The organism is Allocatelliglobosispora scoriae (assembly GCF_014204945.1).
GTDB classification, from domain to species: Bacteria; Actinomycetota; Actinomycetes; order Mycobacteriales; family Micromonosporaceae; genus Allocatelliglobosispora; species Allocatelliglobosispora scoriae.
This window is the reverse complement of the sequence record NZ_JACHMN010000002.1, coordinates 4,355,021-4,377,937: the sequence shown is the minus strand read 5'-3', so window position 1 is coordinate 4,377,937 and position 22,917 is coordinate 4,355,021. Positions and strand designations below refer to the sequence as shown.

Sequence of the window (22,917 nt, the reverse complement as noted above, 5' to 3'; positions counted from 1 at the left end):
CGCCACCCCGTATCGAAGGAGACCTACATCGCTCGCCGATCGCGCCCGGACCACCCGGTCGGCTGCCCGGTGATCTCCGGGAGCCGCATCCCCTCCATCCGGACATCGACGGCGCGCACGTCGGTGAGGTCGACCCACTCGCGTACCTCCGGCCCGACGCGGAGCTCCACCTTGGCGAGCAGCGCCCGCGCGAACCGGACGGTGCTCTCGGCCCTGGCGGTCGCCCTGGTGAGGTCGATGGTCGTCCTGCTGATCGCCGCCGCGAAGAAGTCGACCTGGCTGTCCTCGATCCGCGCCCGCCGGAGATCGATGCTCGCCTCGGCGAAGGTCGCGTAGGAGAAGTCCACGGCCGCGCCGCTGAAGGTCGCGCCACTGAAGTCCACCGTGGCGTCGCAGAACCGGGCGCCGTCGAAGGCGATCTGCCCGGTGAAGCTCGCGCCCTTGAAGGAGATGTCGGCCCCGGCGAAGACCGCCCGGGCGAAGGAGACGGTGTCCAGAACGGCACCGGAGAAGTCCAGGTCGTAGCCCTGCCAGGTGGTGGGGCCGACCTTGCGCAGGTGTGCGGCGACCAGCCGGACGATGGGTGCGGCATCGCCGGGGGTGGTGCGCAGGTGGTTGCAGAGCGCGTCGATGCAGCGCCGACGGCCGGCCGGCCAGCGATCGGCCAGCTCACCGATGGCGGCCACGACCTCGGGCCGGTGCGCCGTGTCCGTGGTGGTGAGCTTCCGGGCGAGGTCGGCGAGAGCGGCGGAGTTCGCCCGGTCGTCACCCGGCGTCGAGCGTGCGTGCCGCGTCACCGAATCGCCGGGCATTCCCTGCAGCACTATCGCCGCGAGTGCGCCCACTCCCGCGAGCAGGGCGACGACGACCAGGCCCCGGTGGGCTTCGGCGCGGAAGAAGAAGAGCGTCGCCACCATCAGGACCAGCGTGATCGAGAGGGCGACGAACCCCGGCCAGGTACGCATGGAAGGCTCCGTCGACGGCTCGGCGACGCTCGTCACCTGACCACCGCCATCCCGGCTGGTTCCGTCGGGCGCAGATTGCGCAGCACCGCCAGGACGGAGCCCTCCCCGCTCGCCGGAGCCGCCCGCGTGATGGTGACGGTGTGCAGGTAGCGCTCGCACTGGATGTCGACCACATCCGGATCGGCGGTCAGGTCCGCCATGCGGTCGCTGACATCCTGCACGTTGTCCAGGACGTACTCGCTGGCCTGCTCGTCGGCGGAGACCGCGCGGAGCTTCCAGCGCGGGATGAACTCGAGTTCCAATGCCTCGGACATGATGCTCAACTTCCCCTCGGTCGGTCGGTCTTACCGGTTGCCGGGCCGACGCAGTCCGGCCCGGCAACCGACTAACGACGGTGGCCTGTCCACCACCATCCGGCCGCCGGGACCCCCACCCCGACGACCACCGCACAGCCGAACGTGATTACCCCGTTCGCCTGTGCCCATATGCACAGCGATACCGCCCCAGCGACGAGGACCCCCGTGACCATCGTGATGACGGCGAACTCGGCTGCCCGCTGAAAGGCTCCGCGAGCCTTCATCTCGCAGCGGAGATCGCCCTTCTCCACCACGATCGAGAGGTCGACTCTCTCCCGACGGACCGGATCCGAGTGGAGCGACGCGCTCGGTTGCTCCGAATCGAGGTCCAGTCGGCCGCCGACCTCCGGGGGGCTCGGACTACTTGCCATGCACACGACCTTTCTGTGATGCCTCCCGCCAGCACCTGCTTGCCGTGACTGTGCGTAGCGTACATCAGAGACGCACATATTTGGTGATTAAGATGTCAACGTTAAGATCGTTATCAGTAGAACTTCGCGGTGATCTTCGTGCCCCCGTGTCCGCTTTCGCCGACACTCTAGCGCTTCCGCAACCGTGCGTAATTTCCGCAGGTCATGTGATCCACACCGCAACTTGAGCGATGAAGTGGGCGCTTGCGCGACTGAACAGGCGAGATGCCCTCGGATCATCGGAGGGGGTCAATCACCAAGGCGTGGACCAGCGGATGACCGTAGAGTTGGCCCGGGATGGACGATTGCGTCGTGTATGCGACACGTCTCTGATCGTGCGCCCCAGAGTGATGATTCGGTCACATAAGAGGTACACAACGCGCAACTTTTATGAGAGCATCGACGTTGAGCATTTGTTAAACCACGCGCTGTGATCGTCATTTCAATTCGGTCACAAAGCGGGCGGTACGCCACTGTCCGACGCACCGCCCGGGCCCATACCCGACGGAGATCAGGAGATGGACCACGATGAGTTTGATACACAACGTGCCCGACCGGGCACAGGGAGCCACCGCCAAGGATGCCAAAACTGGCGGCGGCACCACCGCCAAGCGGGGACCCGCCGACCCACCGACGTCGGTGGAGAATCAAAACCCAGGTGGTGGCGGGGCGCTGACCCGAGTCACCGCCAACTTCACCCCGCGTGCCATTCAGGCGCTGGACCGCATCGCCGCGAAAACGGGCGATTCCAAGACAGACATCCTCAATAGATCAGTAATGGTCTTCGACGTCATCCTGGAGCTCATCGAACGCAGCGGTGACGACACCATGACGGTGGTCTTCCCCGACGGGGTGCAGGAGCGGATCCGCCTCGTCGGCTGATCGTGCCGCCCTCACCTCTCGGCGAGCGTGTCGAGGATCTGCTGGCCGAACTTCGCCAGCTTGTTCTCACCCACACCGCTGATCTTGCCGAGGCCCGCCAGCGTGGACGGCGCCTCAGCCGCGATCTGCCGCAGGGTCGCGTCATGGAAGACCACATAGGCCGGAACGCCCTGCTCCTTGGCGGTCGCCGCCCGCCAGGCGCGGAGCCGCTCGAAGACCGGCGCGGCCTCGGCCGGCATCTCCGCGATCGCCGCCGCAGCCGCCTTCTTCGACGAGCCCGAGGACCTGGCTGCCCGCTCGGGCTCGCGGCGCATCATCACCTGGCGCTGCCGGCCGAGGACCGAGGTGCTGCCCTCGGTGAGCACGAGCGTGCCGTAATCACCCTCCACGGCGAGCAGGCCCTGCGCGAGCAGCTGGCGCACGACGCCACGCCACTCGGACTCGCCCAGGTCGCCACCGATGCCGAAGACGGTGAGCTCGTCGTGGCGGTGCTGGACCACCTTCTCCGTCTTGCGGCCGAGCAGGATGTCGATCGACTGCCCGGCGCCGAACTTCTGGTTGCGCTCCCGCTGCAACCGCAGCACCGTGGAGAGCAGCTTCTGCGCGGGGACCGTGCCGTCCCACGACTGCGGCGGGTTCAGGCAGGTGTCGCAGTTGCCGCACGGTGCGCTCTGCTGCCCGAAATAGGCGAGCAGCTGCACGCGGCGGCACTCGACCGTCTCGCAGAGCGCCAGCATGGCGTCGAGGTGCGCCGCGAGCCCGCGCCGGTGGGCCAGGTCGCCCTCGGAGGTCTCGATCATCTTGCGCTGCTGCACGACGTCCTGCAGGCCGTAGGCGAGCCAGGCGTTGGACGGTTGCCCGTCGCGACCGGCCCGGCCCGTCTCCTGGTAGTAGCCCTCGACCGACTTGGGCAGGTCGAGGTGGGCCACGAAGCGCACGTCGGGCTTGTCGATGCCCATGCCGAAGGCGATCGTCGCGACCATGACGAGCCCGTCCTCCCGCAGGAAGCGGGACTGGTTGGCCGCACGGGTCCGCGCGTCGAGCCCCGCGTGATAGGGCAGCGCCGGGATGTCGTTGGCGACGAGGAAGTCCGCGGTCTTCTCCACCGAGGCGCGGGAGAGGCAGTAGACGATGCCGGCATCACCGGGGTGCTCGACCCGCAGCAGCTCCAGGAGCTGCTTGCGCGGGTCGGCCTTGGGAACGATCCGGTACTGGATGTTGGGCCGGTCGAAGCTGGAGACGAACTGCCGGGCCTCGGTGAGCTTCAGCCGGATCGCGATCTCCCGGCTCGTCGCCGCCGTCGCGGTCGCCGTCAGCGCGATGCGCGGCACGTCCGGCCAGCGCTCGTGCAGCACCGAGAGGGCGAGATAGTCCGGGCGGAAGTCGTGGCCCCACTGCGAGACGCAGTGTGCCTCGTCGATGGCGAAGAGCGAGATCTTGCCGCGCTCCAGCAGCCGCAGCGCCGAGCCCGTGCTGAGACCCTCGGGCGCGAGGTAGAGCAGGTCGAGGTCGCCGGAGAGGAACGCCGACTCCACCTCCCGCCGGGCGGGGGCATCCTGGGTCGAGTTAAGGAAACCCGCCCGCACGCCGAGCGCGGTGAGCGCGTCGACCTGGTCCTGCATCAGGGCGATGAGCGGCGAGATCACCACCCCGACACCCGGCCGGACCAGGGCAGGGATCTGGTAACAGAGCGACTTGCCGCCGCCGGTCGGCATCAGCACGAGGGCATCACCGCCGCCCACGACGTGATTGATGATCTCCTGTTGGCTTCCGCGGAAGGAGTCGTAACCGAAGACCCGGTTCAGCACCTGCAAAGCGTCGCGCACCCGGCGGATTCTACGACCATCCCCCGACAGCTCTACACGTCACGCCCCAAACGGGTGGCATATATAACGACAGCGCGCGATGCGGTCAGGTCGATCCGATCGCATCACGCGCTGAACGAGGCCGTTGTCAACTCTGATGTGGCAATTCGTTCCAGCCCTCGACATCGCTGGGCTTGCGGGTGTCGGGGCCGAGGTAGGTCGCCGACGGGCGGACCAGGCGGCCCAGGCCCTTCTGCTCCAGGATGTGCGCGGACCAGCCGGCGACCCGGGCGCAGGTGAAGAGCGAGGTGAACATGTGGGCCGGGATCTCGGCGAAGTCGAGCACGACGGCGGCCCAGAACTCGACGTTGGTCGGCAGCACCCGATCGGGTCGGCGCGCCTGGAGCTCGGCGAGCGCGGCCTTCTCCAGAGCGGCGGCGACCTCGTAACGCGGGGCGCCCAGCTCCTTGGCGGTACGGCGCAGCACGCGGGCGCGCGGGTCCTCGGCCCGGTAGACCCGGTGGCCGAATCCCATCAGCCGGTCGCCCCGGTCGAGCACGTCCTTGACGTAGCTCTCGGCGTCGCCCGCGCGCTCGACCTCCTCGATCATCGTCAGCACGCGCGTCGGCGCGCTGCCGTGCAGCGGTCCGGAGAGAGCGCCGATGCCCGCGGAGATCGCGGCGGCGACGTCGGCACCGGTCGACGCGACGACGCGCGCGGTGAAGGTGGAGGCGTTCATGCCGTGCTCGGCGGCGGAGATGAAGTAGGCGTCGACCGCCTTGACGTGGCGGGGGTCGGGCTCACCGCGCCAGCGGCGCATGAAGCGCTCGACGATCGTCTCCGCCTTGTCGATCTCGCGCTGCGGCACCGCGGGCAGGCCGAGACCGCGAGCGGACTGCGCGACGAAGGAGAGCGCGGTCACCGAGACCCGGGCGAGGTCCTCGCGGGCCTGCGTGTCGCTGATGTCGAGCAGCTGGCCGAGGCCCCAGTAGGGCGCCAGCATCGCGACCGCGGACTGGACGTCGACGCGGATGTCGCCGGAGTGCACGGGGACCGGGAAGGGCTCGGCGGGCGGCAGACCCGGACCGAACTTGCCGTCGACGAGCAGCGCCCAGACGTTGCCGAAGGAGACCTGACCGATCAGGTCCTCGATGTCGACGCCCCGGTAACGCAGGGAACCGCCGTCCCGATCGGGCTCGGCGATCTGGGTCTCGAACGCGACCACGCCCTCAAGGCCAGGCTTAAAGTCCGACATGCCAACTCCTCGACTCGCACCCGGCAGGGATCTCCCGACCGGCCACTCCAGCCACCCGTCCGGCCATCACCGCTGGGGCCATCCTTCCAATAAACGATCGTTTGTGCACGACAGGTGTGACACATGCGACACACGCCGACGCAGGTGAGAGGTAAGGCGGTCAGTCGTCCGCGGCCAGGTCGTCGGTGGCGCGCTCACCAGCCTGATTGGTACGCCGAAGAAACCCCGACAGCACCGCCAGCTCCGCCTCGGAGTAACCGGCGCAGATCTCGTCGAGCGAGGAGTTCATCCCGGAGAAGTGCCCGATGATCTCCGCGTTGCGTTCGCGCAGCGGCCGCACGGTGACCGCTCGGCGATCGGCGGAGTCCCGCTCGCGGACCACCCAGCCGCCGCGCTCGAGCCGGTCGAGGATCCCGGTGATGGTGGCCGGGTGCAGTCCGGCCCGCCGGGCGAGCACGCTGGGGCTGAGCGGGCCCTGCCGGCCGAGGATGTCCAGGCAGTAGAGGTCGCCGTCCTTGAGGTCCAGCTTGGCGACGACCTGGTGGTTGAGGAGGGCGAGCTGGATGCTGAGCTCCCGCAGCGTCTCCTTGATCTCGTTGGTGAGCCGTCGCCGCTGCCGGGCGGCCTCGGCTTCCGCAGATACTTTGTCACTCATATAATATGCTCCTCGTATTGTATGAGGTATGAGGAGCAGCGTACCGGGAGCGGAGCGGCGCCCCACCCGATTCGGATGGGGCGCCGGGGCAGCGGCGTCGACGACGGTCAGCGCTTGCGCCACACGGTGACGTCGGCGGAGAGGAATTCGTAGTGCCGCACGTGATCGCGCAGGATCGCCGCCTCATCCGACTCGGCGACCAGGTCGAAGTCGGTGGCGTCGACGACGGTCAGCGCTTGCGCCACACGGTGACGTCGGCGGAGAGGAATTCGTAGTGCCGCACGTGATCGCGCAGGATCGCCGCCTCATCCGACTCGGCGACCAGGTCGAAGTCGGTGGCGAGGATGCTTCGCAGCGCGTACTCGCTGCGAAGTGATCTGTCGCGACCACCCAGCCAGAGTTCGGGAGCCGCGGGGCCGGTGAGCCAGGACCAGGGGCTCGCGACCAGCAGCAGGCCGCCCCTGCGCAGCAGGCGGCCGGCCCCGCTGAACTGGCGCAGGCAGGCCTCAGGGTCCACCAGCCGGTCGAGCAGGTTGGCGAGGACCACCGCGTCGAAGGTCCCGAGCTCGTCGGGGAGGGCGAGCGCGTCGCCGACGAGGAAGTCGAACTCCGCCACCGCCGTCGCGGGCTTGCGTGCATACAGGCGGGTGGTGACCGAGCCCTGGTCGATGCGGTCGTAAGGCACCGCCTCGCCGTCGGCGAGCGCTCGCGCCGCGTCGATGAAGGTCGCGCTGCGATCCACCCCGACCACGCTCGGCACGCCGCCCTCGGCCAGCGCGAAGGAGCACGCTCCCACCGCGCAGCCGACATCCAGAACCCGATTGAGGTGTACGCCGACCCGGTCCGCCTCGCGCATCAGCAGTTCGGCGATGCGCTGCGGGTAGGCGTGTGCCGGTGCCAGCGGGTGGTCGGGGAGCTCGAACATCTCCTGCTCGCTGGCGAAGTGCATCAGCAGGTAGCGGTCGAGCATCGCCCGGGTCGCGTAGGGGTCTGCATCCATCGTCGACTTGATCTCTCTCGGCTCCGGCGCCGCCGTGCTGACCACACGGATGCCCGACTGCTGCAGGAAGTGTGGGCGGAAGTGGAACCGAGCCCAGATGCTCGCCTCGTCGCCGGTGCTCGCGAACGAGCCGCCGAGGATCATCTGGTGCTGGTCGTCGAAGCAGGGTGTCGTGAAGTCCTCGTAGAACGGGTGCACGGCGAACCCGTCGAGCGGGTTGCAGACATCCTCGCACCAGGTCCAGAGGTTGCCCGCCGTGTCGTGCAGCCCGTCGCGGGACGCGGGTGAGGCGTCGACGGGCGACTCCGAACCCCAGGCGAGGTTGAGGTTGACGCCACCCTCGCGAAGCTGGACGCCGCTGTTGCGCATCACCGGGTCGTCGGCGACCTCCCGGCCGTCGAGGGCGCGCATCCGCTGGAACTCGGCCTCGGTCGGCAGGCGGTAGACGCGGCCGTCCTGCTCACCGCGCCAGGCGCAGAACGCCTTCGCCTCGTGGTAGTTGACGCAGACCGGCCAGTCCCACGGCATGTCGATCTCTTCGAAGGTGGTCCGCAACCGGAAGCTGTGCAGGCCGCCGGGGCCCGCCGGCACCCAGAACCTCGGCCACTTGGCGTTGCGGAAGTGCCGCCACCGGGCGCCCTCGTCCGACCAGAGCTCGGGCCGGCGATAGCCGCCGTCGGCGACGAAGCGGTGGTACTCGCCGTTGCTGACGAGGAATGTGGCCGCCTCGAAGTCGGCGACCTGCTCGGTGCGGGTGCCGTACTCGTTGTCCCAGCCGAAGGAGGGGAACGAGCGCGGCTTGCCGAGGCGGACCTCACCACCGGCGATCGGCACCAGGTCGTTGGCGGGTGCCGAGTCCGCCGCCGGCAGCCCGGTCCCGGTGGTACGCCGCATCGGCGCGGGCGCGGGCCACGCGGCCGGCGGCGACACGAGGCGCACGGGCAGCTCCCGGATCAGCACCGAGCTGGTCTCGAGGTGGATGCGCTCGTGCTCGAAGCCGAGGAAGATCGCCCAGGCGGCGTCGTCCATCGTCACCGGGCGCCCCAGATCGGGCGCGAACGACGCGGACTCGATCGCCTGCCGTACCACCCGGTAGACCTCGGCCCGATAGGCGTGCACGTCGGAGACGGACGGCCAGATCATCTCGTTCTTCGACAGGTCGTCCCAGGACATCTCGTCCACGCCGACCTCGAGGACCTGCTCCAGGTAGCCGTTGACAGGCTTGTCCAGCAGGCCCGCGACGCGCAGCTTGTTGACGTAGAGCACCGCCGGGTGGCCGTAGTAGAAGATCAGCGGGTGCCGAAGGTTGTGGTCCGGCGGCCGGTAGAACGCCTCGGCACTCTGCAGACCCGCGAAGAGCGACTCGGTCAGCGCCCACGAGTTGTCGAAGTAGTCGAGTGCCGCCGCGCGGTCGCAGGTGGACAGGTCGGGCAGCGGCAGCGAGGTGATCCGGCCGTCCTCGCCCACCCCGGGGCACCGGCCGGGCTCGGGCGTCGCGCCGGTGAACCACCACTGCCCTCGCAGCCCGATCAGGCGCGGATCCTCGTGGGCGACGACGTTCGCCTCCCACACCGTCTTCTCAACTGTGGATGTCATTCCTACCTTCCTCTTCTCGGCGCCTCGACTGGCGCTGGATGGAGCCAGCGGGACCGGTCCAGTGTTCGACATCTGGGATTACATCGCTTCGCTTAAATTGCCAGATGTAACGATGCATCAATATAAAACTCGTCGTACCAGCCGATCTCGTCGGGATTTTCGAGCCGAACAGCCTCCGCCGATGAACAATCCGCGTCCGAAATATTGCGTGTACGCGGCAATCGAGGCATCGAAAACGGTTCTTGACGCGTAGCTCGGGCCCATCGACACTTACGCCCTAGAGAGCGCTCTCCGATTGATCCATCCGTCCCGCGTGTCTCTACATCCTGGAGTGACCATGAATCGTCGACGGCTGGCCCTGCTCGCCGGGGCCGCTGCGATCCTCACCGCGACACTGGCGCCGACGCCCGCGTCCGCGCTCACCACCGGCAACACCGGCAGCGGCCGACCCGCACTCGCGATCGTCGGCGCGCGCCTCTACGTCGCCTGGGCCGGCACCTCCGGCACGGCGGCGGCGAAAGACCTGGTGATCGGCTACTCCACCAGTGCCGGGCTGCGCATCACCAAGGTCCCCGGTGCCGAGCGGGTGCCGCAGGGCGAGGGCGCCGCCCTCGACGGTGACGGCGCCGGTGTCTTCGTCGCCTGGCCGGCCGGGAACAACGGCAACACGCTGACCGCCGCCTACACGACGGGGGCCGCACTGACCTGCCGGACCGCCTTCACCGGCGTCGTGTCGATCCACGCACCCGCACTCGCCACCGACCCGAGCGGGGTGCGCCACCTGGCCTGGGTGGATCCGAGCAACCGGATCAACATCGGGCGGCTCAACAGCTCCGCCTGCGCGACCACCGGCGCGATGACCCTCACCAACCGGGTCACCCTCGCCGACACCACGGTGGCCGCGCCCGCTCTCGTCTACGACGACAGTGGCAGCAGCAACCTCGGCATCGTGCTCGCCTGGGCGAGCGGGGACGCGGCACACACCCTGAAGGTCGCCTCCTTCACCGGCTCGACGACCCTCACCAACCGGTCGCAGGTGACCGCGGCGGTCGGCACGACAGCGGCGCCCGGACTCTCCTCCGGCGGTTCCGACCTGTATGTCACCTTCCGCGGCGACGACGGCTCGGCCTACTACGGCTACTCCGAGGGGTGCATCCCGACCTGTTTCTACGCCGGCAACCTCGGCGAGCCGTCGACCGCGGGCGTCGGCCAGCCGTCGGACGGCGATTACCACTACTACTCGTACATCGACCCCACCGGGCACCTCGTCATCTCCCACCTGTGACAAGACGGGCGCGTCCGGCCGAGGCGGATCTGGCCGGACGCGCCCTTCGGCGGCTGGGTACTGTCTGTTGACGCCCGCCGGATATGTCTCGATCATCAAATCGGAACCCGTCGGTCTGTTTGATGCGACGATCGGTTGGGTATCGGTGCGTTCCTGACCTGGCCATGTGGGGAGGAGCCGTCATGGCTGACGCGGTCACGGTTGATCAGATCGTCGTGGGAGACCATGCCTGCCTGACGTTCACCGAGCCCGATGAACGGATGGACCTCGTAGCCGAATTCGTCGCCGACGGCCTGCAGCTCGGGCAGCGGATCATCTGCTTCACCGACTCCGTCCAGCCGGACGACCTGATCGGCGAGCTCGTGCTGCGGGAGGTCGCTGCCCGCGACGCGATCCACCGCGGCCAGCTCGCCCTGCGCGGCAGCCAGGACTCATGGCTCGCGGGTGGGCCGGTCACCGCGAAGCGGATGCTCTCCGCCATCTCCGACGAGATGCGCCACGCCGAGTCACGGGGCTTCCCCGGACTGCGGGTCACCGCCGACATGTGCTGGGCGACCCGCGCGGTCGTCGCCGCTGACCAGCTCGTCGCGTTCGAGAGGCAGGCCGCCGACCTGTTCGCGCACGGCCAACTCGCGGTGATCTGCCAGTACGACCGGGACATCTTCGACCCCGTCACGCTCGCCTTCGCCGCCGACGCGCACCCCAAGACGGTCGCCGCGCTCGCCTATCACGACACCCCGCTGCTGCGGATCTGCCGCCAGCACCGGCCACCGGGCCTGCGGATCGCCGGTGAGCTCGACTCCACCCATCTCGAGCCGCTGCAGCACGCGCTCGCCGAGACGTTCCGGCTCGACCACACGATCCATGTCAATCTCACCCGGCTCAGATTCATCGACGTGACAGCGGCGACGGCGATCGCGAAGGCGGCGCTCACGCTGCCGACCGACCGTACGATGATCGTCACCTGTCCGCCGGTGATAGCCGCGATCTTCGACGCCCTCGGGGCGGCACAGGCGCCGCAGATGCGGATCCAGAGGTCGTCATGACCGCCGCCGATCAGCCATCGAGCCGGGAATCCGCGACGGAGGCCGGCCTCGTCGAGGAGTTCGACGCCACCGGGCTCTACGCGCTGCGGGCCGCCGTCGGGGCGCACGCGACCCAGTTGGGCATGGGCGAGGAGCAGCTGGGCAAGCTCCTCATCATCGCCACCGAACTCGCCACCAACGCCATCCGCCACGGCGGCGGCAAGGGCCGGCTGCGACTCTGGCGCGAGGGCGGCGCGCTGCACTGCGAGGTGAGCGACGCCGGCCCCGGCATCAGCGACCCCGACCAGGTGGGCACCCGCCCCGTTCCCCTGAACGTGGACGGCGGCCGAGGCCTGTGGATAGTCCGCCAGTTCGCCGACAAGGTCGCGGTCACCAACCGCTCCCCCGGCACGACAATCCACGCAACCCTGCACCTCTGACCCTTGAATTAGCGTTGATCAAGGGAAGACTCGCCATTCGGGGTGTCCGATTCGCGGCGAGTCTTCCCTTGATCAACGGGATTTTAGGGGCAGGCGAGGGTGGGTGCTGAAGGCGTCGCGCCGGTTAGGGAGAGGGTTGCGTAGCCCGTTGCGGCCAGGCCCAGCGCGCCCTGGGCGGTGGCGCGGGGTGCGGTTGCGGGGTCGAAGGCGCCGGTGGTGTAGGAGATCGCGCCTCGGGTGGCCACCGGCCCCGAGCAGTTGACCTGCAGCGAGCGCAGGAATGCCCGCGCCTTCGCGGCGGCGAGCAGGCGCCCGCCGGTCTGCAGAGCGGCGGCGGCGAGCCCGGTGCTGTTGGCGTTGACGGTGCCGTAGGTGGCGAATCCACCGCCCGGCTGCTGCTGCCCGACGAGCCAGGTGAGGCCCGGCCACGCGTGGACGAGGTCACCGGCGGAGATCAGCGCCTGCGTCGCGAGCGCCGTGGCGTCGACGTCGCTCACGCAGGTGGCCTGCTCGAGGTAGAGCGGGTAGCCGCCGTCGGCGCACCGGCTCCCGGCGAGGTAGCTGACCGCCGTTGCGGGTGCACCCGCCGCCGTCCGGTCGAGGGTGAGGATGGCGAAGGACTGGGTGAACGAGTTGGTGTAGTCGCCGTAGGCGGACTGGTCGGAGAACCGCCCGGACGGTGTCTGGAGCCCGCGCAGGCGGGTGATGAGGTCGACGCCGCCGAACGCGGTGGCGTCGGCGCCGGTGACCTGGGCCGCGAGGGCGAGCTTGGCGGTGCCGCCGACATACGCCTCGTCGGTGCCGTCACCGATGTAACCGGTGCGGATGCCGGGCTCGGCGAGCCAGCCGATCGCGTTCGACGCGTAGGTGCCGCCGGTCTTGGTGGCCGCGAAAGCGAAGATCGCGTCGATGGTGAGGCCCTGGTCGGGGTAGGTGACGCCGTCGAAGACGACCTCGAACCGCTCGCCGTCGACCAGTTGGCGGGCGAGCCAACCGGCGGCGGCGTCCGCCCGGTTGAGGGTGGGGGCCGCAGCGGCCGGTGCCGCGACCGGCAGGACCAGCGCCGCAGCCGTCAACGCGGCGGCGAGCAGGTGGCGTGGGGTTATGCGCATGGTGGCGCCTTTCCGGCCCGCGGGACACGAGCAGGCAAACACCACCGCACCAGCGGCAGGTCTGGGACTCGGTCCCCGTGAGCCACGACGGGAGACTGGAGTTGCCATCCGCATGCAGGTGATCGGGCTCATCACAGGGGTTGCCTGCGATCTACCGTTGCGGGCCAGCGCCGGACTGAAGTTACCGGACTTCCCCTGCATGCGAATCTATGACGTTGTCGAGCGGCACTCACTCTGCCCGTATGCGGGCGGTGATGTCAACGTCGCAGCCTATTGCACACGTGACACCCGCCCGCGTTGACGCCATCCGCCCGCGTGTGGTCCGATGGCGGCCGTTTCAGCAGTCAGGGGAAGTCGGCATGAGCGTGACCACCCGCCTGCCGCGTGCCCTGCATCCGGTGGCGTGGTGGCTGTGGGCGATCGCCCTCGCCACCGCCGCGAGCCGCACCAGCAACCCGCTCCTGCTGCTGCTGATCTTCGCGGTCCTCGGCCTCGTCGTGACAGCTCGGCGTACGGATGCGCCGTGGGCACGCGGTTTCCGCTACTACCTGTTCATGGCGCTGATCGTCATCGCGATCCGGATCGTCTTCCGGTCGATCTTCGCCTCGGGCATCACCCCCGAGGACCACATCCTCTTCGAGCTGCCGCACCTGCCGACACCCGACTGGTACGCCGGGGTCCAGGTCGGCGGCCCGGTCTCCCTGGAGGCGACGCTCTCGGCTGCCGTCGACGGCCTGCGCCTCGCCTGCCTGCTCTGCTGCATCGGTGCCGCCAACAGCCTCGCCAATCCCAAGCGCGCCCTGCGGATCCTCCCCGGCGCCCTCTATGAACTCGGTGTCGCCGTCACCGTCTCGCTCTCGGTCGCGCCGCAGCTCGTGGAGAGCGTGCAGCGGGTGGCACGGGCGCGGCGGCTGCGAGCCGGGCGCGCCAAGGGATTCCGGGCGCTACGCTCGATCGCGATCCCGGTCCTGCACGACGCCCTCGACCGGTCCCTGCGTCTCGCCGCGGCGATGGACTCGCGCGGATACGGCCGCACCGGCAGCGCCACGCGGGGATCGCGGCGGCTCACCGGCCTGCTGATGCTGAGCGGGATGGCCGCGCTCTGCATCGGCGTCTACGCGCTGCTCGACCCGAGCGTGCCCCGCGAGCTGGGCGCGGTCGGCTTCGGTGCCGGGCTGGTGCTCTGCGCGGCGGGCATCGCCCTCGGCGGTCGGCGGGTCTCGCGCAGCCGTTACCGGCCCGATCCGTGGCGGTGGCCGGAGTGGGCGGTCGCGGGCTGCGGCCTCGTCACCGCGCTCGTCCTCAACCTCGGCACCGGCTACGACCCCGCGGCGCTGAACCCCTCGCTCTACCCGTTGCAGTGGCCGACACTGCCGATCCTGCCGGTGGCTGCGATCCTCGTCGCGGCGCTCGCCGCCTTCGCCTCGCCGCCACCGCCGCCGCGGCACCGGACCGGTCCCGCACTCCCCGCGCCGCGCCGGGCCGCCGACCAGACCACCGCAGGAGCCCGCCCGTGATCGGATTCGAGCACGTCAGCGTCACCTACGACGCCGCCGCCCGCGCCGTGCTGCGCGACGTGCACCTGCGCATCGACGAGGGCGAGCTGTGCCTCGTCGTCGGCCACACCGGCTCCGGCAAGTCGACCTTCCTCGCGGCTATCAACGGGCTCGTGCCGCACTTCACCGGGGGCACGCTCGCCGGTCGCGTCACGGTCGCCGGTCGCGACACCGCGAACCACCCCCCTCGGGAGTACGCGGACCTCGTCGGCGTCGTCGGCCAGGACCCGGCTGCGGGGTTCGTGACCGACACCGTCGAGGAGGAGCTCGCCTACAGCATGGAGCAGCTCGCCCTGCCCGGCGACGTGATGCGTACCCGCGTCGAGGAGACCCTCGACCTGCTGGGCCTGGCCGACCTGCGGCACCGCAGCGTGCACGAGCTCTCCGGCGGCCAGCAGCAGCGGGTCGCGATCGGTGCCGCGCTGACCCCGCACCCCCGGGTGCTCGTGCTCGACGAGCCGACCTCGGCCCTCGACCCGACCGGTGCCGAGGACGTGCTCGCCGCGATCACCCGGCTCGTGCACGACCTCGGTGTCACCGTCATCATCGCCGAGCACCGCCTGGAGCGGGTCATCCCCTACGCCGACCGGCTCATCTACCTGCCCGGCGACGGCACCGTCCACAGTGGTGCACCGGCCGCGCTGCTCGCCGAGTCGAGTGTCGCGCCGCCCGTGATCCACCTGGGCCGCCTCGCCGGGTGGTCGCCGCTGCCCCTCTCCGTACGCGACGCTCGACGGCACGCCCCGGCGCTGCGCGAGCGGCTTCCCGCCGTGCCGACCGGCCCGCACCGCCCCGATCACAGTCGGCCCGAGGTCGCTCTGGCCGCCCGGGGGATCATCGTGCGGCACGGGCAGGTCATCGCCGTCCGCGGCGTCGACCTGACCCTGCGCCGGGGCGAGGTGACGGCGCTGATGGGGCGTAACGGTTCCGGGAAGTCCTCGCTGCTCTGGGCGTTGCAGGGATCGGGTCGCCGGGATGGGGGAACCGTCGCGGTCGGCGACTCCGATCCGGGCAAGGTCTCGGCCGCCCAGGCCCGCAAGCTCGTCGGGCTGGTGCCGCAGAACGCCACCGACCTGCTCTACCTCGACACCGTGGACGCGGAGCTCGGGCAGGCCGACCGGGACGGCGCGACACCGGGCACCGCACGCGGGCTGCTCGACGCCATCGCACCGGGGATCGACGGTGCCAGGCATCCCCGGGACCTCTCCGCCGGGCAGCAGCTCGCGCTCGTGCTCGCGATTCAGCTGGCGGTGACTCCCGGCGTACTCCTCCTGGATGAACCCACGCGCGGCCTGGACTATCAGGCGAAGGCGGCGCTGACGCGGACCCTGGACGACCTGGCCGCGCAGGGCCGCGCGGTCGTCGTCGCCACCCACGACGTCGAGTTCGCCACCACGACGGCGGACCGGGTGGTCGTCATGGCCGACGGCGACATCGTCGCGGACGGCCCGGCCCCGGCGGTGCTCACCGCGTCGCCGACCTTCGCGCCACAGATCGCCAAGATCCTCGCCCCGCTGCCCTACCTGACCCTCGGGCAGGTCAGGGCCGCGCTGGCCGACGGGGAGGCGGCCGCGTGACCACGTCGACCGTCGCCGTCCGCGTTCCCGCCCGGGCGATCGCCGCGATCACTATGGCCTCGTTCCTCGGGTTCGTCGCGTTCTTCTGGCCCTTCGTCGTCGCGCCGGGGACCTTCGCCTCCAACCAGACCCCGCCGCTCATGTTCGGCGTGCTGCTGCTGATCATCCTCGCGGTGATCTTCGCCGAGATCGCCGACGGGCGCATCGACGCCAAGGCGCTGGCGATGCTCGGCGTGCTCTCCGCGATCAACGCGGCGCTCCGGCCGCTCGGGGCCGGCACGGCCGGGATCGAGACGGTCTTCTTCGTGCTGGTGCTCGCGGGGCGGGTCTTCGGGCCCGGCTTCGGTTTCGCGCTGGGCTGCACATCGCTCTTCGCGTCCGCGCTGCTCACCGGGGGTGTCGGGCCGTGGATGCCCTACCAGATGTTCGGCTGCGCCTGGGTGGCGATGTTCGCCGGGCTGCTGCCGCGCCTGCGCGGGAAGGCCGAGCTGGCGATGCTCGCCGCCTATGCCGGGTTCGCCGGGTACTTCTTCGGTTTCCTGCTCAACCTGTCGTTCTGGCCGTTCTCCCTCGACCCGACGAGCTCGATCGCCTACCAGCCCGGATTGCCGATCCTGGAGCAGTTGCAGCGGTACCTCACCTTCTTCAGCGTCACGTCGCTCGGGTGGGACACCGGGCGGGCGATCACCACCGCGGTGCTGGTCGTGCTCGCCGGGCCGGCGGTACTACACGCGTTCCGGCGGGCGGCGCGCCGGGCCAACTTCGAGCCGGCGGTGGTCTTCGAACCTGCCCGGGAGGGGCAGCAGCCGCCCGGCTAGGCATCTATCATCGGCCGGTGCTCCGTGTTGATCACTACCGTCGCCTCGCCTTCACCGTGATCGGCACCGCCCTGCTCGGCGCCGGGCCGGCCGGATGCATCAGCGGACCGGCCACGGACACGTCCGCACCGCCGAGCCCGTCGCACGCGGCCCGGCCGGCGGCGAGTGCCACGGTCCCCGCCGCCGGCCCGACTCGACAGCCGCCGAGGATCCGGTCCGTGACGGTGACACCGGAACGGATCACCGTTCTCGACTGCGGCCGCCCCAGCGCCCCCGAGCGGCCCGTCGTGACCGTGGCCGTGACGAGCCCCGATTACCAGCCGGGCGAGTATGTCGTCCGCCTCTCCTTCGGCGTTGCCGACTCGAGCTATCAGGGCGACGTGAAGATGGCGTTCGACCGGGACCGGCAGGCCTACGTCTTCACGCTGCCGCCGATCGAGGAGATGGCGTTCGGCGGCAAGCCGAAGCCCGTCCAGATGTTCGCAGTCATCCAGGGCCTTCCCGGCACGGGCGAGTGGGAGATGCCGGTGTCTGCGCTCATCACCCACGAATCGGTCTGCGGGGGCACGATCGCCAACACCGCCTCGGGGCACTGACCGTTACATCTGGAGCACCGGCAAGCACCACCCAGACTAAAGGAGCAGGTCGTGAAGTTTCGCACCGTCGTCGAGCCGCCCGAGCCCATGCGCGGGCTGGAGGTCCCGCCCGAGGTGGTGGCGGCGCTCGGCGGGGGTGCCCGGCCGCCAGTGACCATCACGGTCAACGGGCACTCCTGGAAGAGCCGGGTCGCCATCATGCGCGGCCGTCACCTGCTCGGTCTGAGCAACGCCAACCGGCAGGCCGCCGATGTCGCGATCGGCGAGGAGGTCGAGGTCGACCTGGAGCTCGACACCGAGCCGCGCGTCGTCGTCGAGCCTGCCGACTTCGCCCAGGCGCTGGACGACGACCCGGTCGCCCGCGCCGCCTACGACAGCCTCGCCTACAGCCACAAGCGCGAGCACGTGCGCGCCATCGAGAGCGCGAAGAAGCCCGAGACGCGCCGACTGCGTATCGAGAAGGCCATCGCCGCCCTGCGCGGCTGACCCAACCCATCCCGACCGGAGGCCTGACGCCATGACCGCCCCGCCCCGACCGCTCGCGCAGCGCATTCAGGACACCCGGCGCCGCCTCGACGAGGACGTCGACGCCTGGGTGGCCACCGCCGACCGAGCGGGTACGCCCTACCTGGTGCCGCTGTCGTTCCTATGGGACGACGAGACCCTGTTGATCTCCACGGCGGCCGGCAACCCCACGGCCCGCAATCTCCGCGACGGCGGCCAGGTCCGGCTCACGATCGGGACGACCCGCGACGTGGTCCTGATCGAAGGATCCGCCGTCGTCGCCGACGCGCTCACCGACGAGGTCGCCGACGCGTTCGCGGTCAAGACCGGGTTCGACCCCCGCAAGCAGCGCAACTACCCGTATTTCCGGATCCGGCCGGAACTGATCCAGGCCTGGCGGGAGGTCAACGAGCTCGCAGCACGGGAGCTGATGGTCGACGGTGTGTGGCTGGCATAGCGGTCACGGCGCTCGGCCAGGTCAACGGCGCACCCGATAGCTCAGGTGAAGCACCCGGTCGCCCTGGATCACCACGTCCGGGTCCGCCAACAGGTGCTGTGCGTGGACCGACCCGAAGTAGCGCTTGCCGGACCCGAACACCACGGGTGCCACGTCCATGCGCACCTCGTCGACCAGGCCCGCGGCGAGCACCTGGCCGCCGACATCACCCGCGGCGACCTCGACGATGCGGTCACCGGCGAGCTCCTGCGCCTTGGCCATGGCCGCCTCGACACCGTCGACGAAGTGAAACGGCGCTGCCGGGTCCCAGCCCTCGGGCGCCGGCCGGTGCGTCACGACGACCACGTGGTCGATCCCGCCCGGAGGCTCCCCGTCCCAGCCGTCCGTCATGTCGAAGACGTGGCGGCCGACGATCGTCACCCCGATCTGGTCCCAGTACGGCCGGGTGTGGTCGTAGGAGGTCTGCGACACCTTCAGCACACCGCTGGGGTCCAGCGGGATGTCACCGCTGGTCAACCAGTCGAACAGCGGTCCGGGCTGGTCGTTCTCGTCCGCGATGAAGCCGTCCACCGAGACCGAGCCGTTCATGACCACCTTGCCCACGGGCACTCCTCTGCATTGGGTACCCCCAAATTAGCGTGTCGTGAGCTGCGGTTCTTGTAAGAAATCAATCGGCCGGCAGCGGCCAGCCGTCCATCGCGTGGCCGGGATGTTCGCGCAGGAACCGCCGCCGGACCTCGAGGTAGCGGGTCGGCGTGAGCCCGGTGAACTCGCGGAACTCGTGGCCGAAGTGGGCCTGGTCGAAGTAGCCGGCGCCACCGGCGAGGCCGCCCCAGTCGATCGGTCCGGCGGGGTCGATCGCGAAGACGGTGGCGGCGAAGCGGTGGGTGCGGGCCAGCCGCTTCGGCGTGACGCCGATGATCTCCCGGAACCGCCGTGCCAGACGAGTGCTGCTGACACCGGCCGCCACACTGAGGTCGCCGATCGCCACCGCCCCGTCGGCCGAGGCGATGACCCGGCTCGTATGGCGGACCAGCCCCAGCCCGGCGGTCTCGCCCAGCCGTCGCATCAGCTCCGCCTCGAGCAGCGTCAGCATCCCGTGCGGTCCGTCCGCCGTGGCGAGCCGGTCTCGAAGCTCGGCGACGGCGGGCCGACCCCACACCTGCTCCAACGTCACCGGCCGGTCGCACAGCTCGGCCGCGGGCATCGGCAGGAACGGGGCCAGCCCCCACGGCTTGACGTGTACGCCGACGGACCGGGTCCGGACCGGATAGCCGAAGTCGAACGCCCGGGTGGGCGTAGTGATCACGCAGCCGTCGGAGTACTCGGCCATCTTGATCTCGGTGCCGGCACGGATGCGGAACGGCGCCCCGAGGTTGACGATGAGCAGCGCCCCCGGCATCGGCGGCAGCGTCAGGAGGGCGTAGGGCGGCGCACCCTCCAGGTAGTAGAGGTCGTCGATCAGCCCGTCCAGCGGCGGTCGCGGCAGTCTGGACACGTAATCCACGCCCACAGCCTCGCCGACACCCCGCCGACGATCAAGGGCGCTCATCCGACGATTGGATGAGCGCCCTCGCATGTACGTGTCATGCTGCCTCATGTCGCCAGATGATGCCTTCCGGTGGCAGGTTCGCCCCGCTGCGGCCTGTCTTCTGGGCGGCCCTTCGGCCTCTTCTGGGATGCTCATGGTCATCCCAGATCGCCGCTCGCTCACATACCCACCTGGCACTGGCTGACCAGGGCGCCGAGCACCTCGTCCATGGTCGGCCGGTTGGCCGGATGATGATCGAGCATCGCGGCGAGCAGTGCAGCCATTGATGGCCAACCGCCTGGCATTGGCTGCAGTGTCGCTGGGTCCGCGATGGCCTCGTAGATGTCGGGAGCGCGCAGGTCGGCTGGGTTGGCGCCGCGGTAGTCGCGTGGCCACTGGCGTGTCCACCCCGAGTAGAGCACTGCGCCGAGGACGTAGACCTCGGCCGCCGGGGTCATCTCGACGTGATGGGTGTTGGCCGTCACGAGCAGCTCGGACGCGATCTCGGGTGCGTTGAGGTGGGCGTAGCCGCCGCGGAACGGCACCTCGGGCTGCACCTCCTCGGGTCCTTGCGCGTGCGCCCAATCGATCAAAGAGGTGGTCTCGTCGTCGGGGATGAAGATGTGGCTGCCTTGGAGGTCGCAGTGGCGCCAGCCTTGCGCGTGGAGGTCGTTCAGCAGTGAGGCGGTCCGGCGAGTCGCCTGGATCGAACCGGCTTGTTCTGTCTTGCCTCCGCCCAGGACCGGCATCCAGCGCTGCCACAGTGTCGGGCCGTGCTGCCACACGGTGGCCAGCCAGGACCCGTCGAGCGTTTCCCCCGATGCGACCAGGTAGCGGTCCTGCTCGCCTTTCAAACGGAGGACCGAAGCTTCGCGGCGGGCAAGTCTCCGCGTAATGCCGAACGAGTCAGCGCTCTCGTCGGCGAACTTGACCGCCAGGACGCGGCCGTCATCGAGGGTGACCCGCCAGACCTGGCTGCCCGTGGCTTCTGTCACCGGTTCGGCCTGAACCACGGTGCCGGGGAGGGAGATATCAGCGGGAAGCTGAGCTGTGCCCGGCTCGGTCATCGGTGTTCGGCCTTGACCTGTATCGCGAGCTCTGCGAGCAAGAGGTCGGTCAGGCTGGGGATCTGAGCGGGGCTCAGTATCGCGCCGCGTAGAGCGGTGCCAGCGGTGAGCTTTGTGATGTCGTTGCCACGCAGATCTGCGCCGCGCAGGTCGGTGCCGTCGAAGGTCGTTCCGGCCAGTTTGCAGCCGTCGAACGCGACGGTGCTGAGTTTGCCGGCAGTGAGAATGGTGTCGGTCATCGAACAGCCGATGATCGCGACCGGGCCGGCGGCTTTGACATCGGTGAAGTAGGCGTAGTCCAGGCGGCAGTTCTCGAACACAACGTCGCGCAGGGTGACGCCGTCGAGGTGTGCGCCGATGAGGTTGCACCTGCGCAGGATGCAGCGGTCCAGGGTGCCGCCGTCGAAGCGGGCCGAGGAGAGGTCGGCGTCGACGAACCAGGACCGGGAGATCGTCACGCCTGTGATCTCGGCACGCTTCCACACCTCGCCAGCGACCAGCACTTCACTGATCGTGGTCCGGGCGGCGGGCACGCGCCTGGCGGGATCGAGGTCGTCGGGCTCGTCACCGGGGCACGCGATCTTCAGGTCGCGTACCGTGCGGAACTCCATGGATGCCACCTTAGGCGGGCAAGGGGCGGCGGCCCGGCAGGTGCGGGCCGCCGACGAGCGTGCTACTTCTTCGTGGACTTGTCGAAGTTGCGGTTGTCCCAGTTGTCCCAGGAGGGGCGCTTGTCGAAGCCTCCGCCGCCGGTCTTGTTGTCCCAGGTCGGCCGGTTGTCGAATTTGGCGGCGGTGGGCTCGCCCACTACCGGGGTGGTGGCGGTGATGCCGAGTCGTTCCAGCGCGTCGGCGTCGGCGCGCTGCAGGGTCAGAAGTGCGCTCATGGCGGATCCCTTCTACGTGGAGATGCGTGTCGCGGCAGACAGCACCACGGCTTGGCGGGTGTTGCGGCAGTAGGCGGTTTCGGTGCCGTCGAACGAGCCGTGTTCGAAGAATCGGTTGGCGGCAGCACCGCCGCGGCAGAACTCCCAGAATCCGCAGGCGGTCTGGCAGGCGGCCAGGCCGCGCTCGAACTCGGCGACGTACCGGTGCTCGCGCATCGTGGCCAGCATGGCGGGAATCGAGGTGACCAGCACGTTGCCGACGACGAAGTTCCGGTAGTCCGGGGACCTGATGCCCAGCAGTTCCGGTGAAAGGAGGACGATGTCCCCGGTGGTGGCGACGGTCGGGATCGGCTCGTACTTCGCCTCTGGTGGGAAGGTCCAGCCGTCGCGGGTACGGGCGATGAATCCGCGCAGCCGGTCGAGGTCGCGGATGTGAAGGTCGGGGTAGTCGGGCTGCAGCTGCCACAGCCGTGCCCAGAACGCTTGTGCCTCGTCCTGGGTGACCTGGCGGCGGTGGGCGTTGAGTCCCTCCATTTCCTCGATGTTGAAGGCCACCGACTCGCAGCCCAAGTCGGCGAAGAACGCGAGCAGTTCGTCGGCGCGGGTGATGGTGTCGGCGGTGACGACGCAGATGACGCTGAACGGCACCCCGACAGCGCGCAGGCACCGCACCCCGTGCATGATCTTGCGGGTGGACGGCTTGCCCGCCCAGTCCACGCGGTCCGCGTTGAACCGGTCGCCGGGCCCGTCGATCGATACACCGACGCTGATCTGGTAGTCGCCGATGAGACTGAGCCAGCGGTCGTCGACGAGTGTGGCGTTGGTCTGGACCACGTGCACGATCCGGCCGTCACGGCGCAGCTCCTCGAACGGGTCGAGGAGGTTTCGCATATGGGCGATCGGTGTGGTGAGCGGCTCGCCGCCGTGCCAGACCACCTCCACCACATCGGCCCCGTTCTGCTCGACGACCGACTCGGCAAGACGCTGCGCGACCCGCACGGGCATCAGGATCTGCTTGTCCCTGGCGGGTAGGTAGCAGTACCCGCAGTTGAGGTTGCACAGCGTCGTGGGTTGCGTGATCAGGGTACGGAATTGTGGCGAGATCAGGCTCGGCTGGGTCACGCCTCCTTCTCGGCCCC

General features: G+C 69.7%; 24 protein-coding genes. 10 read left to right on the top strand and 14 right to left on the bottom strand.

From position 1 onward, the window contains the following. Positions 1-23: 23 nt before the first annotated feature. Together F4553_RS25510 and F4553_RS25505 are read right to left on the bottom strand one after the other, a co-directional pair. Positions 24-965, bottom strand: coding sequence for a pentapeptide repeat-containing protein (locus F4553_RS25510; protein WP_184840005.1), 942 nt, complete (start codon positions 963-965; stop codon positions 24-26). 32 nt (positions 966-997) lie between these two features. After that, a complete protein-coding gene (locus tag F4553_RS25505) occupies positions 998-1,279 on the bottom strand; it encodes a hypothetical protein (protein WP_184840003.1) in 282 nt (93 codons plus the stop codon). A gap of 998 nt (positions 1,280-2,277) precedes the next feature. On the opposite strand from F4553_RS25505, the gene F4553_RS25500 reads away from it, so the two are divergent. Further along, entirely contained in the window at positions 2,278-2,613 is a 336-nt protein-coding gene (locus F4553_RS25500; RefSeq protein ID WP_184840001.1) for a hypothetical protein, read from the top strand. 11 nt (positions 2,614-2,624) lie between these two features. Here F4553_RS25500 and recQ read toward each other — a convergent pair whose 3' ends face one another. From recQ to ovoA, 5 genes are all read right to left on the bottom strand, one after another. Next, entirely contained in the window at positions 2,625-4,448 is a 1,824-nt protein-coding gene (gene recQ / locus F4553_RS25495; RefSeq protein WP_376776289.1) for a DNA helicase RecQ, read from the bottom strand. Between the two features lie 118 nt (positions 4,449-4,566). Then, positions 4,567-5,673 carry a citrate synthase 2 gene (locus F4553_RS25490; protein ID WP_184839997.1) on the bottom strand — a complete coding sequence of 369 codons (1,107 nt, stop codon included), beginning with the start codon at positions 5,671-5,673 and terminating at the stop codon, positions 4,567-4,569. Positions 5,674-5,833: 160 nt separating this feature from the next. Further along, positions 5,834-6,328 (bottom strand): MarR family winged helix-turn-helix transcriptional regulator, encoded by a 495-nt coding sequence (locus tag F4553_RS25485; RefSeq protein WP_184839995.1) that lies wholly within the window; start codon positions 6,326-6,328, stop codon positions 5,834-5,836. A 107-nt stretch (positions 6,329-6,435) separates the two neighbouring features. Next, entirely contained in the window at positions 6,436-6,573 is a 138-nt protein-coding gene (locus F4553_RS25480; RefSeq protein WP_184839993.1) for a hypothetical protein, read from the bottom strand. Beyond that, on the bottom strand, positions 6,558-8,924 hold the full coding sequence (gene ovoA / locus F4553_RS25475; RefSeq protein WP_184839991.1) for a 5-histidylcysteine sulfoxide synthase: 2,367 nt from the start codon (positions 8,922-8,924) through the stop codon (positions 6,558-6,560). Before ovoA ends, F4553_RS25480 begins: the two co-directional genes overlap by 16 nt. A 337-nt stretch (positions 8,925-9,261) precedes the next feature. Here ovoA and F4553_RS25470 point away from each other — a divergent pair, with 337 nt between their 5' ends. The 3 genes from F4553_RS25470 to F4553_RS25460 all read left to right on the top strand — a co-directional run bounded on the left by F4553_RS25470 (position 9,262) and on the right by F4553_RS25460 (position 11,674). Next, positions 9,262-10,209 (top strand): hypothetical protein, encoded by a 948-nt coding sequence (locus F4553_RS25470; protein ID WP_184839989.1) that lies wholly within the window; start codon positions 9,262-9,264, stop codon positions 10,207-10,209. Positions 10,210-10,391: 182 nt separating this feature from the next. Next, positions 10,392-11,255 carry an MEDS domain-containing protein gene (locus tag F4553_RS25465; RefSeq protein WP_184839987.1) on the top strand — a complete coding sequence of 288 codons (864 nt, stop codon included), beginning with the start codon at positions 10,392-10,394 and terminating at the stop codon, positions 11,253-11,255. Beyond that, complete coding sequence (locus tag F4553_RS25460; protein ID WP_184839985.1) at positions 11,252-11,674, top strand: ATP-binding protein; 423 nt, start codon at positions 11,252-11,254, stop codon at positions 11,672-11,674. The genes F4553_RS25465 and F4553_RS25460 overlap by 4 nt, the downstream gene beginning before the upstream one ends. A gap of 83 nt (positions 11,675-11,757) precedes the next feature. Here F4553_RS25460 and F4553_RS25455 read toward each other — a convergent pair whose 3' ends face one another. Continuing rightward, positions 11,758-12,786, bottom strand: coding sequence for a prenyltransferase/squalene oxidase repeat-containing protein (locus tag F4553_RS25455; RefSeq protein WP_184839984.1), 1,029 nt, complete (start codon positions 12,784-12,786; stop codon positions 11,758-11,760). 359 nt (positions 12,787-13,145) lie between these two features. On the opposite strand from F4553_RS25455, the gene F4553_RS25450 reads away from it, so the two are divergent. From F4553_RS25450 to F4553_RS25425, 6 genes are read left to right on the top strand one after another with little or no spacing between them, the layout of a single operon-like run. Beyond that, positions 13,146-14,303 carry an energy-coupling factor transporter transmembrane component T gene (locus tag F4553_RS25450; protein WP_184839982.1) on the top strand — a complete coding sequence of 386 codons (1,158 nt, stop codon included), beginning with the start codon at positions 13,146-13,148 and terminating at the stop codon, positions 14,301-14,303. Next, positions 14,300-15,919 carry an ABC transporter ATP-binding protein gene (locus F4553_RS25445; RefSeq protein WP_184839980.1) on the top strand — a complete coding sequence of 540 codons (1,620 nt, stop codon included), beginning with the start codon at positions 14,300-14,302 and terminating at the stop codon, positions 15,917-15,919. Before F4553_RS25450 ends, F4553_RS25445 begins: the two co-directional genes overlap by 4 nt. Beyond that, complete coding sequence (locus F4553_RS25440; protein ID WP_376776250.1) at positions 15,916-16,737, top strand: ECF transporter S component family protein; 822 nt, start codon at positions 15,916-15,918, stop codon at positions 16,735-16,737. Before F4553_RS25445 ends, F4553_RS25440 begins: the two co-directional genes overlap by 4 nt. 17 nt (positions 16,738-16,754) lie before the next feature. Further along, entirely contained in the window at positions 16,755-17,333 is a 579-nt protein-coding gene (locus F4553_RS25435) for an RAD23 family protein (protein WP_184839978.1), read from the top strand. A gap of 51 nt (positions 17,334-17,384) precedes the next feature. Next, positions 17,385-17,819: a YdeI/OmpD-associated family protein gene (locus F4553_RS25430; RefSeq protein WP_312875359.1), complete on the top strand. Its 435-nt coding sequence runs from the start codon at positions 17,385-17,387 to the stop codon at positions 17,817-17,819. 31 nt (positions 17,820-17,850) lie between these two features. After that, a complete protein-coding gene (locus F4553_RS25425) occupies positions 17,851-18,294 on the top strand; it encodes a pyridoxamine 5'-phosphate oxidase family protein (protein ID WP_184839976.1) in 444 nt (147 codons plus the stop codon). A gap of 21 nt (positions 18,295-18,315) precedes the next feature. Here F4553_RS25425 and F4553_RS25420 read toward each other — a convergent pair whose 3' ends face one another. The 6 genes from F4553_RS25420 to amcB all read right to left on the bottom strand — a co-directional run bounded on the left by F4553_RS25420 (position 18,316) and on the right by amcB (position 22,900). Then, positions 18,316-18,897: a dihydrofolate reductase family protein gene (locus F4553_RS25420; RefSeq protein WP_184839974.1), complete on the bottom strand. Its 582-nt coding sequence runs from the start codon at positions 18,895-18,897 to the stop codon at positions 18,316-18,318. 64 nt (positions 18,898-18,961) lie between these two features. Continuing rightward, positions 18,962-19,846 carry a helix-turn-helix domain-containing protein gene (locus F4553_RS25415; RefSeq protein WP_184839972.1) on the bottom strand — a complete coding sequence of 295 codons (885 nt, stop codon included), beginning with the start codon at positions 19,844-19,846 and terminating at the stop codon, positions 18,962-18,964. A gap of 158 nt (positions 19,847-20,004) precedes the next feature. Continuing rightward, positions 20,005-20,892 carry a protein kinase family protein gene (locus F4553_RS25410; RefSeq protein WP_184839970.1) on the bottom strand — a complete coding sequence of 296 codons (888 nt, stop codon included), beginning with the start codon at positions 20,890-20,892 and terminating at the stop codon, positions 20,005-20,007. Continuing rightward, complete coding sequence (locus tag F4553_RS25405; protein ID WP_184839968.1) at positions 20,889-21,503, bottom strand: pentapeptide repeat-containing protein; 615 nt, start codon at positions 21,501-21,503, stop codon at positions 20,889-20,891. Before F4553_RS25405 ends, F4553_RS25410 begins: the two co-directional genes overlap by 4 nt. A gap of 62 nt (positions 21,504-21,565) precedes the next feature. After that, positions 21,566-21,778 (bottom strand): multiple cyclophane-containing RiPP AmcA, encoded by a 213-nt coding sequence (gene amcA, locus F4553_RS25400; protein WP_184839966.1) that lies wholly within the window; start codon positions 21,776-21,778, stop codon positions 21,566-21,568. 12 nt (positions 21,779-21,790) lie between these two features. Beyond that, positions 21,791-22,900 (bottom strand): cyclophane-forming radical SAM peptide maturase AmcB, encoded by a 1,110-nt coding sequence (gene amcB, locus F4553_RS25395; protein ID WP_312875358.1) that lies wholly within the window; start codon positions 22,898-22,900, stop codon positions 21,791-21,793. Positions 22,901-22,917: the final 17 nt, after the last annotated feature.

Excerpts from the sequence above, each read along its gene's own strand:
- F4553_RS25510 (WP_184840005.1), bottom strand. The coding sequence starts at position 965 with ATGCGTACCTGGCCGGGGTTCGTCGCCCTCTCGATCACGCTGGTCCTG.
- F4553_RS25505 (WP_184840003.1), bottom strand. The coding sequence starts at position 1,279 with ATGTCCGAGGCATTGGAACTCGAGTTCATCCCGCGCTGGAAGCTCCGC.
- F4553_RS25490 (WP_184839997.1), bottom strand. The coding sequence starts at position 5,673 with ATGTCGGACTTTAAGCCTGGCCTTGAGGGCGTGGTCGCGTTCGAGACC.
- F4553_RS25485 (WP_184839995.1), bottom strand. The coding sequence starts at position 6,328 with ATGAGTGACAAAGTATCTGCGGAAGCCGAGGCCGCCCGGCAGCGGCGA.
- ovoA (WP_184839991.1), bottom strand. The coding sequence starts at position 8,924 with ATGACATCCACAGTTGAGAAGACGGTGTGGGAGGCGAACGTCGTCGCC.
- F4553_RS25470 (WP_184839989.1), top strand. The coding sequence starts at position 9,262 with ATGAATCGTCGACGGCTGGCCCTGCTCGCCGGGGCCGCTGCGATCCTC.
- F4553_RS25465 (WP_184839987.1), top strand. The coding sequence starts at position 10,392 with ATGGCTGACGCGGTCACGGTTGATCAGATCGTCGTGGGAGACCATGCC.
- F4553_RS25460 (WP_184839985.1), top strand. The coding sequence starts at position 11,252 with ATGACCGCCGCCGATCAGCCATCGAGCCGGGAATCCGCGACGGAGGCC.
- F4553_RS25455 (WP_184839984.1), bottom strand. The coding sequence starts at position 12,786 with ATGCGCATAACCCCACGCCACCTGCTCGCCGCCGCGTTGACGGCTGCG.
- F4553_RS25450 (WP_184839982.1), top strand. The coding sequence starts at position 13,146 with ATGAGCGTGACCACCCGCCTGCCGCGTGCCCTGCATCCGGTGGCGTGG.
- F4553_RS25425 (WP_184839976.1), top strand. The coding sequence starts at position 17,851 with ATGACCGCCCCGCCCCGACCGCTCGCGCAGCGCATTCAGGACACCCGG.
- F4553_RS25415 (WP_184839972.1), bottom strand. The coding sequence starts at position 19,846 with ATGAGCGCCCTTGATCGTCGGCGGGGTGTCGGCGAGGCTGTGGGCGTG.
- F4553_RS25410 (WP_184839970.1), bottom strand. The coding sequence starts at position 20,892 with ATGACCGAGCCGGGCACAGCTCAGCTTCCCGCTGATATCTCCCTCCCC.
- F4553_RS25405 (WP_184839968.1), bottom strand. The coding sequence starts at position 21,503 with ATGGAGTTCCGCACGGTACGCGACCTGAAGATCGCGTGCCCCGGTGAC.
- amcA (WP_184839966.1), bottom strand. The coding sequence starts at position 21,778 with ATGAGCGCACTTCTGACCCTGCAGCGCGCCGACGCCGACGCGCTGGAA.